The sequence below is a fragment of the Proteus sp. G2673 genome, from assembly GCF_009915125.1.
Taxonomy (GTDB): Bacteria; Pseudomonadota; Gammaproteobacteria; order Enterobacterales; family Enterobacteriaceae; genus Proteus; species Proteus penneri.
In genome coordinates, this window is sequence record NZ_JAABLT010000009.1 from 1 (window position 1) to 18114 (window position 18114).

Annotated in this window: 14 protein-coding genes, 1 tRNA gene and 2 rRNA genes; 15 read left to right on the forward strand and 2 right to left on the reverse strand. The window is 40.5% G+C overall.

Going from position 1 to position 18114, the window contains the following annotated elements:
* From GWI59_RS04815 to GWI59_RS04845, 7 genes are all read left to right on the forward strand, one after another.
* A 23S ribosomal RNA gene (locus GWI59_RS04815) occupies positions 1–1724 on the forward strand; the annotation flags it as partial.
* A gap of 116 nt (positions 1725–1840) precedes the next feature.
* Positions 1841–1956, forward strand: a 5S ribosomal RNA gene (gene rrf, locus GWI59_RS04820).
* Positions 1957–2006: 50 nt separating this feature from the next.
* Positions 2007–2083, forward strand: a tRNA-Asp gene (locus GWI59_RS04825).
* Positions 2084–2300: 217 nt separating this feature from the next.
* Positions 2301–3086 (forward strand): endonuclease/exonuclease/phosphatase family protein, encoded by a 786-nt coding sequence (locus tag GWI59_RS04830; RefSeq protein WP_072065154.1) that lies wholly within the window; start codon positions 2301–2303, stop codon positions 3084–3086.
* A gap of 184 nt (positions 3087–3270) precedes the next feature.
* The gene (locus GWI59_RS04835; protein WP_161724121.1) at positions 3271–4464 is read left to right on the forward strand and encodes an NAD(P)/FAD-dependent oxidoreductase; all 1194 of its coding nucleotides are present in this window, start codon (positions 3271–3273) and stop codon (positions 4462–4464) included.
* 11 nt (positions 4465–4475) lie between these two features.
* The gene (locus GWI59_RS04840; protein ID WP_161670788.1) at positions 4476–4865 is read left to right on the forward strand and encodes a hypothetical protein; all 390 of its coding nucleotides are present in this window, start codon (positions 4476–4478) and stop codon (positions 4863–4865) included.
* Between the two features lie 23 nt (positions 4866–4888).
* Positions 4889–6070, forward strand: a complete 1182-nt coding sequence (locus tag GWI59_RS04845) for a methionine gamma-lyase (protein WP_161724123.1) — start codon at positions 4889–4891, stop codon at positions 6068–6070.
* Between the two features lie 78 nt (positions 6071–6148).
* On the opposite strand, the gene GWI59_RS04850 is transcribed toward GWI59_RS04845, so the two are convergent.
* Positions 6149–7516: an amino acid permease gene (locus GWI59_RS04850; RefSeq protein ID WP_006534096.1), complete on the reverse strand. Its 1368-nt coding sequence runs from the start codon at positions 7514–7516 to the stop codon at positions 6149–6151.
* A gap of 166 nt (positions 7517–7682) precedes the next feature.
* Between GWI59_RS04850 and queE the strand changes: the two genes are divergently transcribed.
* Positions 7683–8354: a 7-carboxy-7-deazaguanine synthase QueE gene (gene queE / locus GWI59_RS04855; RefSeq protein ID WP_161724125.1), complete on the forward strand. Its 672-nt coding sequence runs from the start codon at positions 7683–7685 to the stop codon at positions 8352–8354.
* Positions 8355–8436: 82 nt separating this feature from the next.
* Here the strand turns inward: queE and queD are convergent, their stop codons facing one another.
* Positions 8437–8802, reverse strand: a complete 366-nt coding sequence (gene queD, locus GWI59_RS04860) for a 6-carboxytetrahydropterin synthase QueD (protein WP_109400217.1) — start codon at positions 8800–8802, stop codon at positions 8437–8439.
* Positions 8803–9100: 298 nt separating this feature from the next.
* Between queD and cysJ the strand changes: the two genes are divergently transcribed.
* From cysJ to cysC, 7 genes are all read left to right on the forward strand, one after another.
* Positions 9101–10912 carry an NADPH-dependent assimilatory sulfite reductase flavoprotein subunit gene (cysJ, locus tag GWI59_RS04865; RefSeq protein WP_161724127.1) on the forward strand — a complete coding sequence of 604 codons (1812 nt, stop codon included), beginning with the start codon at positions 9101–9103 and terminating at the stop codon, positions 10910–10912.
* On the forward strand, positions 10913–12643 hold the full coding sequence (gene cysI / locus GWI59_RS04870) for an assimilatory sulfite reductase (NADPH) hemoprotein subunit (protein ID WP_161670791.1): 1731 nt from the start codon (positions 10913–10915) through the stop codon (positions 12641–12643).
* Positions 12640–13371, forward strand: coding sequence for a phosphoadenylyl-sulfate reductase (locus tag GWI59_RS04875; protein ID WP_109848389.1), 732 nt, complete (start codon positions 12640–12642; stop codon positions 13369–13371). Before cysI ends, GWI59_RS04875 begins: the two co-directional genes overlap by 4 nt.
* A gap of 204 nt (positions 13372–13575) precedes the next feature.
* A complete protein-coding gene (gene cysG / locus GWI59_RS04880; protein ID WP_161724129.1) occupies positions 13576–15000 on the forward strand; it encodes a siroheme synthase CysG in 1425 nt (474 codons plus the stop codon).
* A gap of 11 nt (positions 15001–15011) precedes the next feature.
* Complete coding sequence (gene cysD / locus GWI59_RS04885; protein ID WP_161724131.1) at positions 15012–15920, forward strand: sulfate adenylyltransferase subunit CysD; 909 nt, start codon at positions 15012–15014, stop codon at positions 15918–15920.
* Positions 15921–15931: 11 nt separating this feature from the next.
* On the forward strand, positions 15932–17383 hold the full coding sequence (cysN, locus tag GWI59_RS04890; protein WP_115065587.1) for a sulfate adenylyltransferase subunit CysN: 1452 nt from the start codon (positions 15932–15934) through the stop codon (positions 17381–17383).
* Entirely contained in the window at positions 17383–17997 is a 615-nt protein-coding gene (cysC, locus tag GWI59_RS04895) for an adenylyl-sulfate kinase (RefSeq protein WP_082147393.1), read from the forward strand. Before cysN ends, cysC begins: the two co-directional genes overlap by 1 nt.
* Positions 17998–18114 lie beyond the last annotated feature (117 nt).

Consider the following 18114-nt stretch of genomic DNA (forward strand, 5'->3'; position numbering starts at 1 on the left):
GTTGGGTAGGGGAGCGTTCTGTAAGCCTGCGAAGGTGTACTGTGAGGTATGCTGGAGGTATCAGAAGTGCGAATGCTGACATAAGTAACGATAATGCGGGTGAAAAACCCGCACGCCGGAAGACCAAGGGTTCCTGTCCAACGTTAATCGGGGCAGGGTGAGTCGACCCCTAAGGCGAGGCTGAAAAGCGTAGTCGATGGGAAACGGGTTAATATTCCCGTACTGGTGGTAACTGCGATGGGGGAACGGAGAAGGCTAGGTTGTCCGGGCGACGGTCGTCCCGGTTCAAGCATGTAGGCAGAGTGATTAGGCAAATCCGGTCACTTAATGCTGAGGTGTGATGACGAGCCACTAAGGTGGTGAAGCAATTGATGCCCTGCTTCCAGGAAAAGCCTCTAAGCTTCAGGTTACCAACAATCGTACCCCAAACCGACACAGGTGGTCAGGTAGAGAATACTCAGGCGCTTGAGAGAACTCGGGTGAAGGAACTAGGCAAAATGGTGCCGTAACTTCGGGAGAAGGCACGCTGGCGGTAAGTGAAGTCCCTTGCGGACGGAGCCGAAGCCAGTCGAAGATACCAGCTGGCTGCAACTGTTTATTAAAAACACAGCACTGTGCAAACACGAAAGTGGACGTATACGGTGTGACGCCTGCCCGGTGCTGGAAGGTTAATTGATGGGGTTATCCTTAGGGAGAAGCTCTTGATCGAAGCCCCAGTAAACGGCGGCCGTAACTATAACGGTCCTAAGGTAGCGAAATTCCTTGTCGGGTAAGTTCCGACCTGCACGAATGGCGTAATGATGGCCAGGCTGTCTCCACCCGAGACTCAGTGAAATTGAACTCGCTGTGAAGATGCAGTGTACCCGCGGCAAGACGGAAAGACCCCGTGAACCTTTACTATAGCTTGACACTGAACATTGAGCCTTGATGTGTAGGATAGGTGGGAGACTATGAAGTGTGGACGCCAGTCTGCATGGAGTCAACCTTGAAATACCACCCTTTAACGTTTGATGTTCTAACCTAGGCCCGTAATCCGGGTCGGGGACCGTGTCTGGTGGGTAGTTTGACTGGGGCGGTCTCCTCCTAAAGAGTAACGGAGGAGCACGAAGGTTGGCTAAGCATGGTCGGACATCATGCGGTTAGTGCAAAGGCATAAGCCAGCTTGACTGTGAGAGTGACGGCTCGAGCAGGTACGAAAGTAGGTCTTAGTGATCCGGTGGTTCTGAATGGAAGGGCCATCGCTCAACGGATAAAAGGTACTCCGGGGATAACAGGCTGATACCGCCCAAGAGTTCATATCGACGGCGGTGTTTGGCACCTCGATGTCGGCTCATCACATCCTGGGGCTGAAGTAGGTCCCAAGGGTATGGCTGTTCGCCATTTAAAGTGGTACGCGAGCTGGGTTTAGAACGTCGTGAGACAGTTCGGTCCCTATCTGCCGTGGGCGTTGGAAGATTGAGAGGGGTTGCTCCTAGTACGAGAGGACCGGAGTGAACGCACCACTGGTGTTCGGGTTGTCATGCCAATGGCATTGCCCGGTAGCTAAGTGCGGAAGAGATAACCGCTGAAAGCATCTAAGCGGGAAACTTGCCTCAAGATGAGTCTTCCCTGTCACCTTGAGTGACCTAAAGGAACGTTTAAGACTAAGACGTTGATAGGCTGGGTGTGTAAGCGTAGCGATACGTTGAGCTAACCAGTACTAATGAACCGTGAGGCTTAACCTGACAACACCGAAGGTGTTTTGTCTGAGAGACAAAGATTAATGAAGTAGGCTTGTTTAAGATTGAATATTGCTGGCGACTGACCGAAAGGAAAGAAGCGGGTAATAAAATCGAATTTGCTTGGCGGCCATAGCGCAGCGGTCCCACCTGATCCCATGCCGAACTCAGAAGTGAAACGTTGTAGCGCCGATGGTAGTGTGGGGTCTCCCCATGTGAGAGTAGGGAACTGCCAGGCATCAATTAAAGCGTTAATGTTAAATAACATTAATCGCGAAAAGAATACGCGGAGCGGTAGTTCAGTTGGTTAGAATACCTGCCTGTCACGCAGGGGGTCGCGGGTTCGAGTCCCGTCCGTTCCGCCAACATTAAGAAACCTAAGTCATTAGACTTAGGTTTTTTTTTGCTTAAAATTTAGAAAAAAGTATAAATTAATCAGATAATTTTAAGTAAATATAACTATTATGTATAAAAATAATTACTTTTGTTGATAATGATGTCCTTTTAAAGGGTGAGAGTGAGGCTTGCCTTTGGTATACTTTAGCTATAGCAAGAGATCTTGCTGTTTACCTGAGGTTGCTAATGGCGAAAAAACCGACTTATTCAGTGCGTTTTGTGGCAGGTCAACCTGTTGAGCGGATTGAACCTAGCCCGCCTTTAAGTGAAAGAAAGGATATTTTACCTATTGGAATGCCTCTTTACACCGAAGGCATTCTAAAAATTGCGGTTTGGAATATCTATAAACAGCAACGTCCCAATTGGCGCAATATGTTGGAAATACTTTCGACAGATACACATTTGCTTTTGTTACAAGAAGCGCAAACTACACCAGAGCTTGTCCGTTTTGCTGGGGCTCATCATCTAATAGCAGACCAAGTTCCTGCCTTGGCTTTTCAACAACATCCTGCAGGAGTGATGACATTATCAAGCTCTCATCCTATCTATTGCTGTCCTCTCAGAGAGAAGGAACCCTTCTTACGATTGTCCAAATCAGCATTAATTACGGTATATCCATTAATTACGGGTGATCATTTAATGGTCATTAATGTACATGCGATTAATTTTAGTTTTGGAGTTGATGTTTATCAGCGTCAATTGAGCAATTTATCTGTTCATATCATGCATCATAAAGGGCCGGTTATTTTAGCAGGAGATTTTAATGCGTGGAGTCGTCCAAGAATCAATGTATTAAAACGCTTTGCGAGAAGATTAGGACTTAAAGAAGTTATTTTTGACAATGATTGGCGTACCAAAGCCTTTGGCAAACCGTTAGATTATATTTTTTATCGCGGACTATCGTTAAATAATGCTGAAGTGTTGATCACTGATGCATCCGATCATCATCCTTTAATTGCGACATTCTATTAATTGGTTATGATAACAGTAATAAATATTAAGCTAATAATATTTAAATGTTATATAACTATATTTATTATTTATTAATATAACTATATTAGACTTAATTAACCTATCTATTTAATCTATTTGTTATATTAACATCATTTACTATACTTTTTTTGTCTATCTAATATCACTAGATATAGGAAATAAAATGCCAGCAAAAAATATAGTTATTATTGGCGGTGGTACCGGCGGAACTATTCTTGCTAATATCCTAGCTAAAAAATTAAATGAAGAAATATTTTCAAATAAAATTAAAATTACACTTATTTCAGATAATCCTAATCATTATTACAAGCCTGCATTTATGTATATTGCATTTAATCTTTTTTTAAAAGAAGAGCTAATGCGATCAGAAAGAAGTTTATTAAGACCTGAAATTGAATTTGTTATCGATAAAGCAGAACGTTTTGACTTTAATAATAAAGTGATTTACTGCGAATCTACTAAAAAATATAACTATGATTTTTTAGTATTAGCAACAGGTTGTGTTCCTAGTCCTCATAGAATTGAAGGCTTAAAAGAAGCGGGAAATCATTTTTACCAATATGAAGCGGCTAGAACACTTGCTGATAAATTAGCTAAAATTGAAAAGGGTCGTGTATTTATTACGGTTAGCTTCCCTGAAACGCCAAATGTACCTCACCAATGTGGGATCGCGCCAATGGAAACCACATTGATGCTGGATGAATTTCTTCGCCAGCGTCGGGTGAGAAATAATATTGAAATTGTTTATACCTATCCTACGGTTGCTCAACTTTTAAGAAACTGTCTGTTTATGCAACAAGAGGTTTGTGAAGTGCTTCCTGCTGTATTCTCTGAGCGAGATATTAAAGCTAAACGAGGCTTTACGTTGAGCCATGTTGACCCTGATAAGAAAATAGCTTACTCAAAAGAAGGCGAGGCAGAGCCATTTGATATCCTTATGAGTACACCGCCTATTACTGCCGTTGAGGCGATCCGTAATACAGGTTTAAGTGAACATAATAATGGTGAAGGCTGGTTACCTACTGATCCTGAAACATTGCAGGTCTATGGATTAAATCAAGTGTATGTTCTTGGTGATACGGTTGATTTACCGATTAGTAAAGCCGGTGGTAGTTGTCATAATCAAGCGGGCGTAATTGCAAATAATATCTGTGGTGAACTTCGTTATGGTTATCCTGCTGCAATTTATGATGGTCGCGTGCAAGCAGTTGCACAAATGGGATTATCAGCAGGTATGCCATTACAGTATGACTATAAACATGACGTAACTCCTACACCACCAACAAAGCTGGGCGGGTTACTACGTAATAGTTATAACCGAGGCTTATATTGGGCAACCGTTAGAGGATTATTATAGGGGATACAATAATGAGTGAAAATAATTTAAGCCCAGCAGATATTCAATTATTATCTGACGAAGACAAATTACATCTTCAACATTTATTAGAAAAAGCAAGACCATTATTAGCATTAAAGCGTTTTGATAATATCGTCGATTTATTATCTTTAATATCTGACTCAATAGATATTATAGATAATGCGACAGTTGAAAAACTTTCGGTTGCGTTTGAAGAAACATTAATACCAGTATGGGAATTAAGTACTGCTTATAATATGGCAAAGAAAGAATCTCTTTATCAAGATAAAAAATATACTTTAGGTTCAACTTTCGCATTGTTAAAAAATCCTGATACCCTCAAAGGGATCTCAATTATTCTAAGAACAGTTCAAATTATTGGAGAAAATAACCATAAATAGAAAATTAATTGTGAGGAAATATTATGAGACAATCTAGTAAACATTTTAATACTCAAGCAATACATTATGGCTATTCTCCGTTAGATTCTCAGGGGGCATTAGTGCCTCCTATTTTTCAAACATCCACTTTTGTTTTTCCAACGGCACAATACGGCGCTGATTGTTTTGCAGGTAAAGAGAAAGGACATTTTTATTCTCGGATCTCAAATCCAACACTCGATTTATTGGAAAAGCGTCTAGCTCAATTAGAAAAAGGAGAAGCCGCGATTGTCTTTTCTTCAGGAATGGGGGCGATTACTTCTGGTTGCTGGTCGTTACTAAAACCTGACGATGAATTAATTGCAGATATGACGCTTTATGGTTGTACTTTTGCGTTCTTCAATCATGGGCTCGCTAAATTCGGCGTTAAAATAAAGCATGTTGATTTAACTAACCTTGAAAAATTAAAAGAAGCAATCACAGAGAAAACAAAGCTCATTTTCTTCGAGACGCCTGCTAATCCCAATATGCGTGTCAGTGATATAGCAAAAATATCAGAAATTGTGCATCAACATAATATTTTAGTAATGGTAGATAGCACTTATTGCTCGCCTTATTTACAGCAACCTTTAGGACTTGGTGCAGATATTGTTGTGCATTCAATGACCAAATACTTATCAGGCCATGGTGATGTAACGGCTGGCGCGATTATAACAACGCATGAATTAGCCGATAAAATACGTGTTGAGGGTTTAAAGGATATGACAGGGGCTTGTTTGTCTCCTCACGATGCTTCATTAATATTGCGGGGAATAAAAACACTTGGGATAAGAATGGAGCAGATCTGCGAAAATGCACAACGTATAGCACAATACCTTGAAGATAATCCTAAAGTCGAAACGATTTATTATCCTGGATTAGCTTCTTTTCCTCAATATGAACTTGCCAAACGCCAGATGCGTTTAGCCGGTGGCATGATAGCTATTGAGTTAAAAGGAGGTATTAAAGCAGGTAGAGAGTTTCTCAATCGTTTAAATCTTTTTAGTCGAGCTGTGAGTTTAGGAGACTGCGAATCTTTAGCTCAACATCCTGCCACAATGACCCATGCCACTTATAGTGCAGAAGAACGACAAAGGCATGGTATTAGTGATGGTTTAATTCGATTATCAATTGGTCTTGAAGATGTCGAAGATTTAATTGCTGATTTAAAGCAAGCATTGGTTTAGTGAAAATCACATAATCATAATAAAGAAAAAGGCTGTGAAAATATCCACAGCCTTTATTGTTTAACTCAAAAATACGACTTATTTCTGGTTCATTCTCGGTTTGATACCTACATAGTAGCCAATAGTTAAAATTGCTACCCATACCATACCGACAACCAATGCCATTCTGGTTGACTCAAAATAGCCTAAGATTGCGATAACAAACGCCATAAAGACAATGGTTAGTGCGGGGGCAACAGGCCAAAATGGTACTGGGAATTTCAGTGTTTTTACCTCTTCTGCGCTCATCTTACGACGCATAGCAACTTGAGAAAGTAAAATCATTAACCACACCCAAACTGTTGCAAATGTTGCAATAGAGGCGATTAAAACAAAAATTTGCTCTGGAATAAGGTAGTTAAGTACTACGCCCAGCAACAAGACGACAGACATCACTAGCACCGTCATCCAAGGTACACCATTACGGGTGAGCTTCATAAAAGATTTTGGTGCTTGTCCTTCTTGAGCCATACCGTACATCATACGACCAGCGCCGAAGATATCACTGTTGATCGCAGAAATTGCGGCTGTAATAACCACTAGATTTAAGATGTTTGCTGCTGAATTGATCCCGAGATTTGAGAAAATCTGTACAAATGGGCTACCATTATGGCCGATTTGTTGCCAAGGGAAAATACACATTAGAATGAATATTGTTAGAACATAGAATAATAAGATACGAAACGGTACGGCATTGATAGCTTTAGGAATGGTTTTCTCAGGATCTTTCGCTTCACTGGCAGTAATACCAATGACTTCAATCCCACCAAATGCAAACATCACAATGGCAAGAGAGGCGATAACTCCTTCAATGCCATTTGGCATAAAACCACCAAACTCCCATAAGTTAGAAATACCAATAGGATGTTCTGTTTGTTGGCCAAAGCCATACATCATAATGACAATACCACCAATTATCATGGCGATAATCGCAGTGACTTTAACGATAGAAAGCCAAAATTCCATTTCACCAAATATCTTCACATGGCAAAGGTTTAAGGCGCCAATAAAGCAAACAATGCCTAATACCCATATCCATTGATCAACATCTGGGAACCAGAGTTTCATATAAAAACCGAATGCGGTGACGTCAGCCAGACAAACAATCAGCATTTCAAAAACGTAGTTCCAGCCAGTTAGAAATCCCGCTAAGGGCCCCATATAATGGCTAGCATATTGTGAGAAAGAGCCCGCAACAGGATGATGAACAGCCATTTCACCTAATGCACGCATAACCATAAATACTGCCGCCCCACCAATAAGATAAGCAAGCAATACAGCTGGGCCTGCTTTCTCAATAGCGGCCGCAGAGCCATAAAATAAACCTGTACCGATTGCAGAGCCTAGCGCCATAAAACGAATGTGCCGCCCTGACAATCCTCGTGAAAGTTGATTCTCTTTTTGCATCTAAAGTATTCCCATCTCTGTCCAACTGAGGAACTCTATCCTCTTTTTCAGTGTCTTCTCGCACGTTAGCTATTCAAAACAAACCATGTACCTTATCATAAAGCCTCTTACGGTGAGATAGTTATCTGTAATAATCATCAGCATTCATTGGATATCAGAGTTTCTTATGCAATACCCCATTAATGAAGTGTTTCAAACCTTACAGGGTGAAGGTGTTTTTACTGGCGTTCCTGCGCTTTTCGTTCGATTACAAGGTTGCCCAGTCGGTTGTAGTTGGTGTGATACCAAGCATACTTGGGAAAAAGAAGACGAAAAAAAAGTTCTTCTTGGCGATATTCCTATTAAAACGCAAGAAAGTGATACGTGGGGAGAAGCCAGCGTTGCTCAGATTTTATCACTTTTTCAACAGCAAGGTTATAGTGCGAAACATGTCGTTATTACAGGTGGAGAACCTTGCTTATATGATTTACGTCCTTTAACTGAAGGACTTGAGCAAGCAGGTTTTGCCTGCCAGATAGAAACCAGTGGTACTCATGATATTTTATGTAGTGAGAAAACATGGGTGACACTATCCCCAAAAGTAGGCATGAAAGGGGGATTTACAGTATTACCCAGTGCCATTAATCGAGCTAATGAGATAAAACATCCCGTTGGGCGTGAAAAAGATATTGAAGCATTGGATACCTTACTGACATTACGCACAGAACACCCTGCACCTATTGTTGCCTTACAACCCATTAGTTGTAAAGAGAGTGCGACGGCATTATGTATTAAAACCTGTATTGAACGTAATTGGCGTTTTTCAATGCAAACACATAAGTATTTAAATATTGTATAATCGCGTTTTTAATATAAAAAATCAGCCCATAAAAGGCTGATTTTCTTTTTTTAGGTGATCACGATTTAATATTAATACAGATCTATTCACCGCGATAAATACATCCTGCTGTACACGTTTCTTTCACCATCACCGCAGATAATAATGGCAATGACGGTTTTACTTGTTGCCAAATCCATTTTGCCAGCACTTCGCTGGTCGGATTTTCTAGGCCTTCAATTTCATTAAGATAGTAGTGATCTAGACGCTCAAGAGTAGGTTTAAATGCGGCTTTCACATCAGCAAAATCAATAAGCCAACCTGAATGTGCATTAACTTCACCTGTTAGCTCTAATCTAACAAGAAAAGAGTGCCCATGAAGACGTCCACATTTGTGGCCCTCAGGAACATGTGGCAAATGGTGGGCGGCTTCAAACTGAAAATCTTTAAAGATGGTGGTTGTCATCAAAACTCTCTTGACTTAATTAGTAAAAAAAAGACACAAATAGAACGAAGGCTACCAGTGTAGCCGATTTAGCGTATCACGCCTAATCCCCCTTAATCTTAATGGCTTATTATGTTCCTTTTTGCTTATTCATTATATTGATAAAGGAAACCAATAAATAAATTTAGCATTTAAGGTTATTAGATAGAGCTAACAGGTCTTTAATTCACCTTCTAGTCGTGGGATACCCTCTCAATATTAGAAATATTATCGAAGAACAATAAAGCACAGATAAGTGCTTCGCTTTTTTAAGGCAGGATAAATGAGCAATCAACCTCCATTATTATCAATGCTTCCATTAACACTGGAGCAATTGAGTAAATTACAGGACGCAACAAAAGATCTCTCAACAGCGCAAATTGCGTGGTTATCTGGCTATTTGTGGGGGCAACTTAATCCTTCTGTCGTATCTGCATCGACAACGGTTACGCCAGTGCAAGTACCAGAACAGGAAACTATTACCTTGATCTCTGCTTCTCAAACCGGTAATGCACGTCACCTTGCAGAACAGTTACGAGATCATCTGGTTGCTCATAAATTGAATGTAGAACTATATTCTGCAGGTGAATATAAATTTAAGCAGATCCATAAAACAACAACCTTGATCATCATTGCATCGACGCAAGGTGAAGGTGATCCTCCTGAAGAAGCGATTGCTTTCTATAAATACCTGCACTCTAAAAAAGCATCTGAAATGAAGGAAACGTCTTATGCGGTATTCAGTTTAGGCGATACCTCTTACGAACATTTCTGCAAAGCAGGTAAAGATTTTGATGAGCGCATAGCACAACTGGGCGCAACACGTTTATTACCAAGAGTTGATGCCGATGTTGAATATCAAACCGTTGCAGATGAATGGATAAAACAGCTTACTGAACTCTTAAAAGCAAAAGTACCAGCACAAAGTACACAAGTTTTACAACAAACACAGTCAGGTACGACGGATACGATTGAGGCCTCTATTTATCATCGAGATGCGCCTTTTACTGCCACATTACTGACTAATCAAAAAATTACAGGTAGAAATTCAGATAGAGATATTCGCCATATTGAAATCAGCCTTGAAGGTTCTGATTTGCAATACCAACCGGGCGATGCGCTGGGCGTTTGGTTTAATAACTCGCCTGAAAAAGTCGATGAACTTATTGCATTATTGTGGCTAAAAGGTGATGAACCTGTCACATTAAAATCTCAAACATTCACCTTAAAAGAAGCCTTATTACATCATTGTGAATTGACTCAAAATAGTGCACCTATCGTAAAAGCCTATGCGCAATTGACGCGCCATGAAGATTTATTGTCATTAGTGTCTGATAAAATCAAGCTTCAGCAATATGCAGATAAATACCCTATTAATGAGATGGTACGCCAATATTGTGCTCAACCCACTGCACAAGATTTTGTTGATATTTTACGTCCACTAACTCCTCGCCTTTACTCTATTGCATCATCACAACAAGAAGTAGAAGACGAAGTACATCTTACTTTAGGGGTTGTGCGCTATGACGTTAACTCACGTGCTTATACTGGTGGAGCCTCTGGTTTTTTAGCGGATAGCTTAAAAGAAGGCGATAGCATCAATGTCTTTATCGAAAAAAATGCACATTTTCGCTTGCCTAAAGATAACACAGCACCTGTCATTATGATTGGCCCAGGTACAGGTATTGCACCTTTTAGAGCCTTTATGCAACAGCGCGAAAATGACGGTGCAACAGGTAAAAACTGGTTATTTTTTGGTAATCCTCATTTTGTTGAAGATTTTCTCTATCAAGTGGAATGGCAACGCTATGTCAAAAGCGGTTTGTTAACTCATATCGATTTAGCATGGTCACGGGATCAAGCACATAAAATTTATGTACAAGATAAATTGCGTGAGCGTGGTAATGAGATTTGGCAATGGTTACAACAAGGCGCTTATCTTTATGTCTGTGGTGATGCATCACATATGGCAAAAGATGTTGAACAGGCGTTGTTAGAGATTGTGATGGAGTATGGCAATAAAAATAGTGAAGAAGCAGATGAATATTTAAGTGAGCTACGCCTAGAACGGCGTTATCAGAGGGATGTCTATTAAATGAAATCACAGACTCAAGCGCCCTTAGTGGTTGAAGGGAAACTGGCTGATAGTGAACGCATGAAAAAAGAGAGTCACTTTTTACGCGGCACTATTACAGAAGACTTACAAAATGGTTTAACGGGTGGGTTTGAAGGTGATAACTTTCTATTGATCCGCTTTCATGGCATGTATCAACAAGATGACAGAGATATTCGTGCTGAACGTGCAGAGCAAATGTTAGAGCCGCGTCATGCCATGATGCTACGTTGTCGCTTACCTGGTGGCATTATTTCCCCTAAACAGTGGCTTCGCATTGATCAGTTTGCGACTGAAAATACACTTTATGGCAGCATTCGTATTACTAATCGTCAAACATTTCAATTTCATGGCATCTTAAAAGGCAATGTAAAACCCGCACATCAAATGCTAGCAGCAACAGGGCTAGATTCTCTAGCAACAGCGAATGATGTAAACCGTAATGTGTTATGTACTTCAAACCCAGTGCAGTCTTCATTACATCAAGAAGCGTATGAGTGGGCGAAAAAAATATCAGAACACTTATTACCGCGCACCCGTGCTTATGCAGAAATTTGGTTAGATAAAGAGAAAGTTACAACAACAGATGAAGAGCCTATTTTGGGAGAAACCTATTTACCGCGGAAATTTAAAACCTCGGTGGTGATCCCGCCTCATAATGATGTTGATCTTCATGCTAATGATATGAATTTTATTGCAATTGCTGAAAACGGGCATCTAGTTGGGTTTAACGTGCTGGTGGGGGGCGGTCTTGCAATGACGCATGGCGATAAGAATACCTTTCCTCGCTTAGCCAGTGAGTTTGGTTATATCCCTATTGAAAAAACCTTAGCAATTGCTGAGGCGATTGTGACGACCCAGCGTGATTGGGGAAATCGTACTGAGCGTAAAAATGCAAAAACAAAATACACATTAGAACGTGTTGGAATAGAAACATTTAAGCAGGAAGTTGAACGTCGTTCTGGTGTTATTTTTGATGCTATTCGACCTTATGAATTTACCCATCGAGGTGATCAAATTGGTTGGTTAAAAGGTGTTGATGATAAATGGCATCTTACTTTATTTATTGAAAGTGGCCGATTAATTGATAAACCTGATGCTCAGTTAAAAACGGGGGTTGCTGAAATTGCTAAAATTCATCAAGGTGATTTTCGCCTTACAGCTAATCAGAATTTAATTGTGGCGGGTGTACCTGAAAATGAGAAAGCAAATATTGAAGCTATTGCTCGCCGATATGGATTAATTGATGACAAGGTGACCCCACTGCGCGAACATGCAATGGCCTGTGTTTCTTTTCCAACATGCCCATTGGCGATGGCAGAAGCTGAGCGCTTTTTACCCTCATTCACCGACACACTAGATAGCTTAATGACAAAACATGGTGTGAGTGAAGAGCATATTGTTGTTCGTGTAACAGGATGCCCAAACGGTTGTGGTCGAGCTATGTTGGCAGAAGTTGGGCTGGTGGGTAAAGCCCCCGATCGTTATAACCTACATTTAGGCGGTAATCGTATTGGGACACGTATCCCTAGAATGTATCGTGAAAATATTACTTCGCAAGAAATTATAGCAATACTTGATTCATTGATTGGTGATTGGGCCATTTCTCGCCATAACAATGAAGGTTTCGGTGATTTTCTTATTCGCACTAATGTTGTTAAACCTGTACTAAATTCAGCAATTGATTTTTATGAAGTACAGGAGGCAGTATGAATATATTTCAGCTTGAGCAACTAAGGTTATTAACGATAGAAGAACAACAAAAAACGTTAGCTGAAATTAATCAACAACTTGAGAAACTCACCGCTATTGAACGTATTACTTGGGCTTTAGCTCATTTGCCTAAAGCTTATGTATTAAGCTCTAGTTTTGGTATTCAAGCCGCAGTATGCCTGCATTTAATCACTCAGCAATATCCTGATATTCCTGTGATTTTGACCGATACGGGTTATTTGTTTCCTGAGACGTATCAGTTTATTGATACATTGACGCAACAGTTACAACTTAATTTAAAGGTGTATCGAGCTGAATTATCTTCATCTTGGCAAGAAGCGCGTTACGGAAAACTTTGGTTAGAAGGGATTGACGGTATTGAGCGTTATAACCAGATAAACAAAGTAGAGCCAATGGAAAGGGCACTAAAAACATTACAGGCTCAAACATGGTTTGCAGGTCTTCGCCGACAACAAGCTAAAAGTCGTGAACATTTACCTGTGCTTTCAATCGCAAAAGGGATCTTTAAGTTTTTACCGATAGTAGATTGGGATAATAAGCAAATTCATCAATACCTTAAAGAAAACAACTTACCTTATCATCCTTTATGGGAGCAAGGTTATCTCTCTGTAGGGGATACTCATACAACCCGAAAATGGGAAGAAGGTATGAGCGAAGAAGAAACACGATTTTTTGGTTTAAAACGTGAGTGTGGGTTACACGAGTAACGTTATTATTTACCAATAAATAATAGGGGGAATAGCGCTTGTCTATTGCCCTTTTTGTCATTTTAAAAAATTAACTATTTGAAATTATTTGTTTTTCCCTTATTCCTTTCTGTTCCATCACATAGCTTTTTGTCATTTCATAACCCCTAAAGCACCTTTTATAGTCGTTAGTTATAAAGTGAACAACGAAGGTGAAATGCGCGTATGGATTACCTACCCTTATTTGTGGAATTAAAAGAACGCCCAGTGTTATTGGTGGGTGGTGGTCATGTTGCTGCGCGTAAAGCTTTGCTGTTGTTAAGAGCCGGCGCTTGCTTAAGAGTGATTGCACCTCATTTATGTGATGAATTACATCTTGCTTATCAGCAAGAGAAAATTGAATGGGTATCAGCCAAATATCAATCTGAACATTTATTAGGAATGATGCTGGTGATTGTTGCAACTGATGACAGTGCGCTTAATCAGCAAGTTTATCTTGATGCACAAGCTCGACATATTTTTGTCAATGTGGTGGATTCACAGCCTCAATGCTCATTTATCTTTCCTGCCATTATTGATAGAAACCCTATTTTGATTGCGATTTCCTCTGCGGGAAAAGCACCCGTTTTAGTGCGTATGATCCGCGAGAAATTAGAAGCCTTATTACCAAATTCATTAGGCACAATGGCGACAATAGCAGGAAAATGGCGCCATAAAGTGAAACAACACTTAGATACTTTTCAAGCGCGTTGTCGTTTTTGGGAGCAAGCCTTCGGTGGTAAATTTGCCACTTTAGTGGCGAGTGATCAATTGGTTCAAGCAGAGGCCCAACTTGAACAACAACTAAAACAAAAAGAGAGCCAACAAGGTGAACTCGCATTAGTTGGGGCTGGCCCAGGTGATGCTGGTCTATTAACACTACGTGGTTTACAGGTTATTCAACAAGCTGAAGTTGTTCTGTATGACAGTTTAGTGAGTCCTGAGGTTTTAGAGCTTGTACGACGCGATGCTGACACTATTTGTGTCGGTAAAAGAGCGGGGCACCCTAGTGTTTCTCAAGAAAAAATCAATGCACTGATCGTGAAATATGCGCAATTGGGTAAACGTGTTGTCCGATTAAAAGGCGGCGATCCCTTTATTTTTGGCCGTGGTGGCGAAGAGCTAGAAATTGCAGTACAACATGGCATTTCATTCCAAGTTATTCCCGGTGTTACTGCGGCAAGTGGCGCAAGTGCATACGCTGGTATTCCATTAACGCATCGTCAATATGCCCAAAGTGTCACCTTTATGACGGGGCATTGTAAAGCTGATGGAATTGAACCGGATTGGGCATCATTAGCGCAAGCTAATCACACTCTCGCGATTTATATGGGAACGACAAAAGCAGAGTTTATTAGCCAGCGTTTAATCAAACTCGGACGTTCTCCACTAACGCCAATTGCGGTGATTAGCTGTGGTACACGTCGTGAGCAACAAGTCTTCACGGGAAATCTAACGCAATTAGCGCAATTGGCAGAAAAAGCACCGACTCCAGCTCTATTGATTGTGGGAGAGGTGGCTGCATTACACCATCAACTTGCGTGGTTTGGCGATAGACACGCATATCCGTCTTTACCTTCGCACCATTCATCTTTGGTTTATTTTGCCTAAACGAGGTTGCTATGAATGAAACACAATTAACCCATCTTCAGCAATTAGAAGCAGAAAGCATTTATATTCTGCGCGAAGTCGTCGCTGAATTTGAAAATCCCGTCATGCTTTATTCAATAGGCAAAGATTCCTCGGTGATGTTGCATTTAGCACACAAGGCGTTTTATCCGGCTAAATTACCTTTTCCTTTGCTACATGTTGATACTGGCTGGAAATTTCGAGAAATGTATGAGTTTCGAGATAAAACAGCTAAAGAATATGGTTTTGATCTTAAGGTTTATCGCAATCCACAAGGTGAAGAGCTTGGAATTAATCCGTTTATTCATGGTAGTGCAAAACATACGGATATCATGAAAACAGAAGGGCTAAAACAAGCCTTAGACAAATATGGTTTTGATGCGGCATTTGGTGGTGCGCGCCGTGATGAAGAAAAATCACGAGCTAAAGAGCGTATTTATTCGTTTAGAGATAGAAAGCATCGCTGGGATCCGAAAAATCAACGGCCTGAATTATGGAAAAACTATAACGGGCAGATTAACAAAGGTGAAAGTATTCGCGTATTTCCACTATCTAATTGGACGGAACTCGATATTTGGCAATATATCTATTTAGAGAATATCGACATCGTTCCTCTCTATTTTGCCAAAAATAGACCCGTTATTGAACGTGATGGCACCTTAATTATGGTAGATGACGACAGAATTGATCTAAAGCCGGGTGAATTGATCGCTCAGCAAAAAGTGAGATTTAGAACTTTAGGATGCTGGCCATTAACGGGTGCGATACCTTCACAAGCAGAAACGCTACCCGCCATTATTGAAGAAATGCTGATTTCCACCAGCAGCGAACGACAAGGGCGTTTAATTGACAGTGATCAGTCTGCCTCGATGGAACTGAAAAAGCGCCAAGGTTATTTTTAATCGGAGGAAATATGGGACTTTTAGCCGTAAAAACGAATCAACTTGTCGCGGGAGAAATCGCACAACAGGGTGGTGTCGAGCGCTATCTTAAAACTCAACAAAATAAAGGATTACTGCGATTTCTAACTTGTGGGAATGTCGATGATGGAAAAAGCACATTAATAGGACGTTTACTTCATGACACAAGGCAGATCTATGAAGATCAGCTTTCTACATTACAAAATGAAAGTAAAAAGATCGGTACCCAAGGTGAAAAGCTCGATCTGGCTTTGCTGGTGGATGGATTAGCGGCAGAAAGAGAGCAAGGGATCACTATTGATGTTGCTTACCGATATTTTTCAACATCAAAGCGTAAGTTTATTATTGCTGATACACCTGGACATGCGCAATATACCCGTAATATGGCGACAGGTGCATCAACAAGTTCACTTTCTATTCTGTTGATCGATGCTCGAAAAGGCGTACAAGAACAAACACGACGACACAGTTTTATCAGTACACTTCTTGGGATCCGTCACTTGATTGTTGCAATTAATAAAATGGATCTGATGGATTACCAGCAAGCGATCTTTGATTCGATCCAGCAAGATTACCTTCATTTTGCTGAGCAGCTTCCAACGGATCTCACTATTCAATTTGTCCCTATTTCCGCTCTTGATGGTGACAATGTGGTTTCTCCCTCATTGAATATGCCTTGGTATCAAGGAAAAACATTGCTTTCATTATTAGAGGATGCACCAGTTAAATTGGGTTCAGATGTTCAGGCACTGCGTTTCCCTGTGCAATATGTGAATCGCCCAGACTTAGATTTTAGAGGATACAGCGGTACAGTGTCTTCAGGTGTGCTTTATCAGGGGCAGCAAATTAAAGTATTACCTTCAGGAAAACATACAACGATTAAACGTATTGTCACGTTTGATGGTGATTTAACGCAAGCCAAAGCAGGGCAAGCAATCACACTGGTTTTGGCAGATGAAATTGATATTAGTCGTGGGGATATTATCGTTGATGATAACGATACAACCGCCAAGATTAGCACTCATGCGTTAATTGACGTGGTGTGGATGTCAGAGCAACCTTTAGTCCAAGGTCATACTCTAGATATCAAGATCGCAGGTAAAAAAAGCCGCGCCAAAATAGAGAATATTCATTATCAAGTAGATGTAAATAAACTCACTCAACAAGTAACAGATAATTTAAGTTTAAACGCGATTGGTAGTGTCGAAGTCTCATTTGAAGAGCCGCAGGTGCTGGATAACTATCAAATTAATGCTGATACTGGAGGCTTAATTCTGATTGATCGACTAAGCAATGTTACCGTAGGCGCTGGTCTTATTCGAGAAACGAGAGATAACGCGATACAAACTATGACGCAATATGATGCTTTTGAAGTCGAGTTAAATCAGCTTATTCGTCGCCACTTTCCCCATTGGGGAGCGAGAGATCTTCTTGGAGGAAAATAGTGGTAATTAGCAACGATATTGTTTGGCATCCTCATAAAATTGGATTAAGTGAACGTGAATCACAACAAGCACACAAAGGATGTGTGCTTTGGTTTACGGGGTTATCTGGCTCAGGTAAATCCACACTTGCCGATGCGCTAGAACAAGCGCTTTATCAGCATTCACAAAAGCATTCTCCCATTCATAGCTACTTATTAGACGGGGATAACTTACGCCATGGATTATGTTGTGATCTTGGATTTAGTGCAGAAGATAGGCACGAAAATATTCGCCGTGTGGGGGAAGTGGCTAAATTGATGGTAGATGCGGGGCTTATTGTCTTAACGGCTTTTATCTCGCCTTACCAAAAAGACAGACAACAAGTTAGAGATCGCTTTGAGAAAGGAAGATTTATTGAGATCTTTGTTGATACCCCACTTTCTATTTGTGAATCCCGTGATCCGAAAGGGCTTTATCAAAAAGCAAGGCGGGGTGAGATAAAGCAATTTTCAGGTATAGACTCGCCTTATGAACAGCCTATTGCTCCTGAATTACATTTAGACGGCACTCTTTCTATAAGTGAACTCATCCAACAAATCCTCGCATATCTACGGCAAAAACAAATTTACTGCTAATTTTATGATGACATTAAATTATCTCTGCACGAATCCTCCATAAAAGGGGGGAATGTGTAGAGATAATGTATGCAATAGAGGAAAAAATAGTTATTTCGGTATGCCTTTTAAAATACA

Bases quoted from the DNA above. Each gene is read 5' to 3' on its own strand.
- GWI59_RS04830 (WP_072065154.1), top strand. From the start codon at position 2,301: ATGGCGAAAAAACCGACTTATTCAGTGCGTTTTGTGGCAGGTCAACCT.
- GWI59_RS04875 (WP_109848389.1), top strand. From the start codon at position 12,640: ATGAATATATTTCAGCTTGAGCAACTAAGGTTATTAACGATAGAAGAA.
- cysD (WP_161724131.1), top strand. From the start codon at position 15,012: ATGAATGAAACACAATTAACCCATCTTCAGCAATTAGAAGCAGAAAGC.
- GWI59_RS04835 (WP_161724121.1), top strand. From the start codon at position 3,271: ATGCCAGCAAAAAATATAGTTATTATTGGCGGTGGTACCGGCGGAACT.
- GWI59_RS04845 (WP_161724123.1), top strand. From the start codon at position 4,889: ATGAGACAATCTAGTAAACATTTTAATACTCAAGCAATACATTATGGC.
- cysG (WP_161724129.1), top strand. From the start codon at position 13,576: ATGGATTACCTACCCTTATTTGTGGAATTAAAAGAACGCCCAGTGTTA.
- GWI59_RS04840 (WP_161670788.1), top strand. From the start codon at position 4,476: ATGAGTGAAAATAATTTAAGCCCAGCAGATATTCAATTATTATCTGAC.
- GWI59_RS04850 (WP_006534096.1), bottom strand. From the start codon at position 7,516: ATGCAAAAAGAGAATCAACTTTCACGAGGATTGTCAGGGCGGCACATT.
- cysN (WP_115065587.1), top strand. From the start codon at position 15,932: ATGGGACTTTTAGCCGTAAAAACGAATCAACTTGTCGCGGGAGAAATC.
- cysI (WP_161670791.1), top strand. From the start codon at position 10,913: ATGAAATCACAGACTCAAGCGCCCTTAGTGGTTGAAGGGAAACTGGCT.
- queE (WP_161724125.1), top strand. From the start codon at position 7,683: ATGCAATACCCCATTAATGAAGTGTTTCAAACCTTACAGGGTGAAGGT.
- cysJ (WP_161724127.1), top strand. From the start codon at position 9,101: ATGAGCAATCAACCTCCATTATTATCAATGCTTCCATTAACACTGGAG.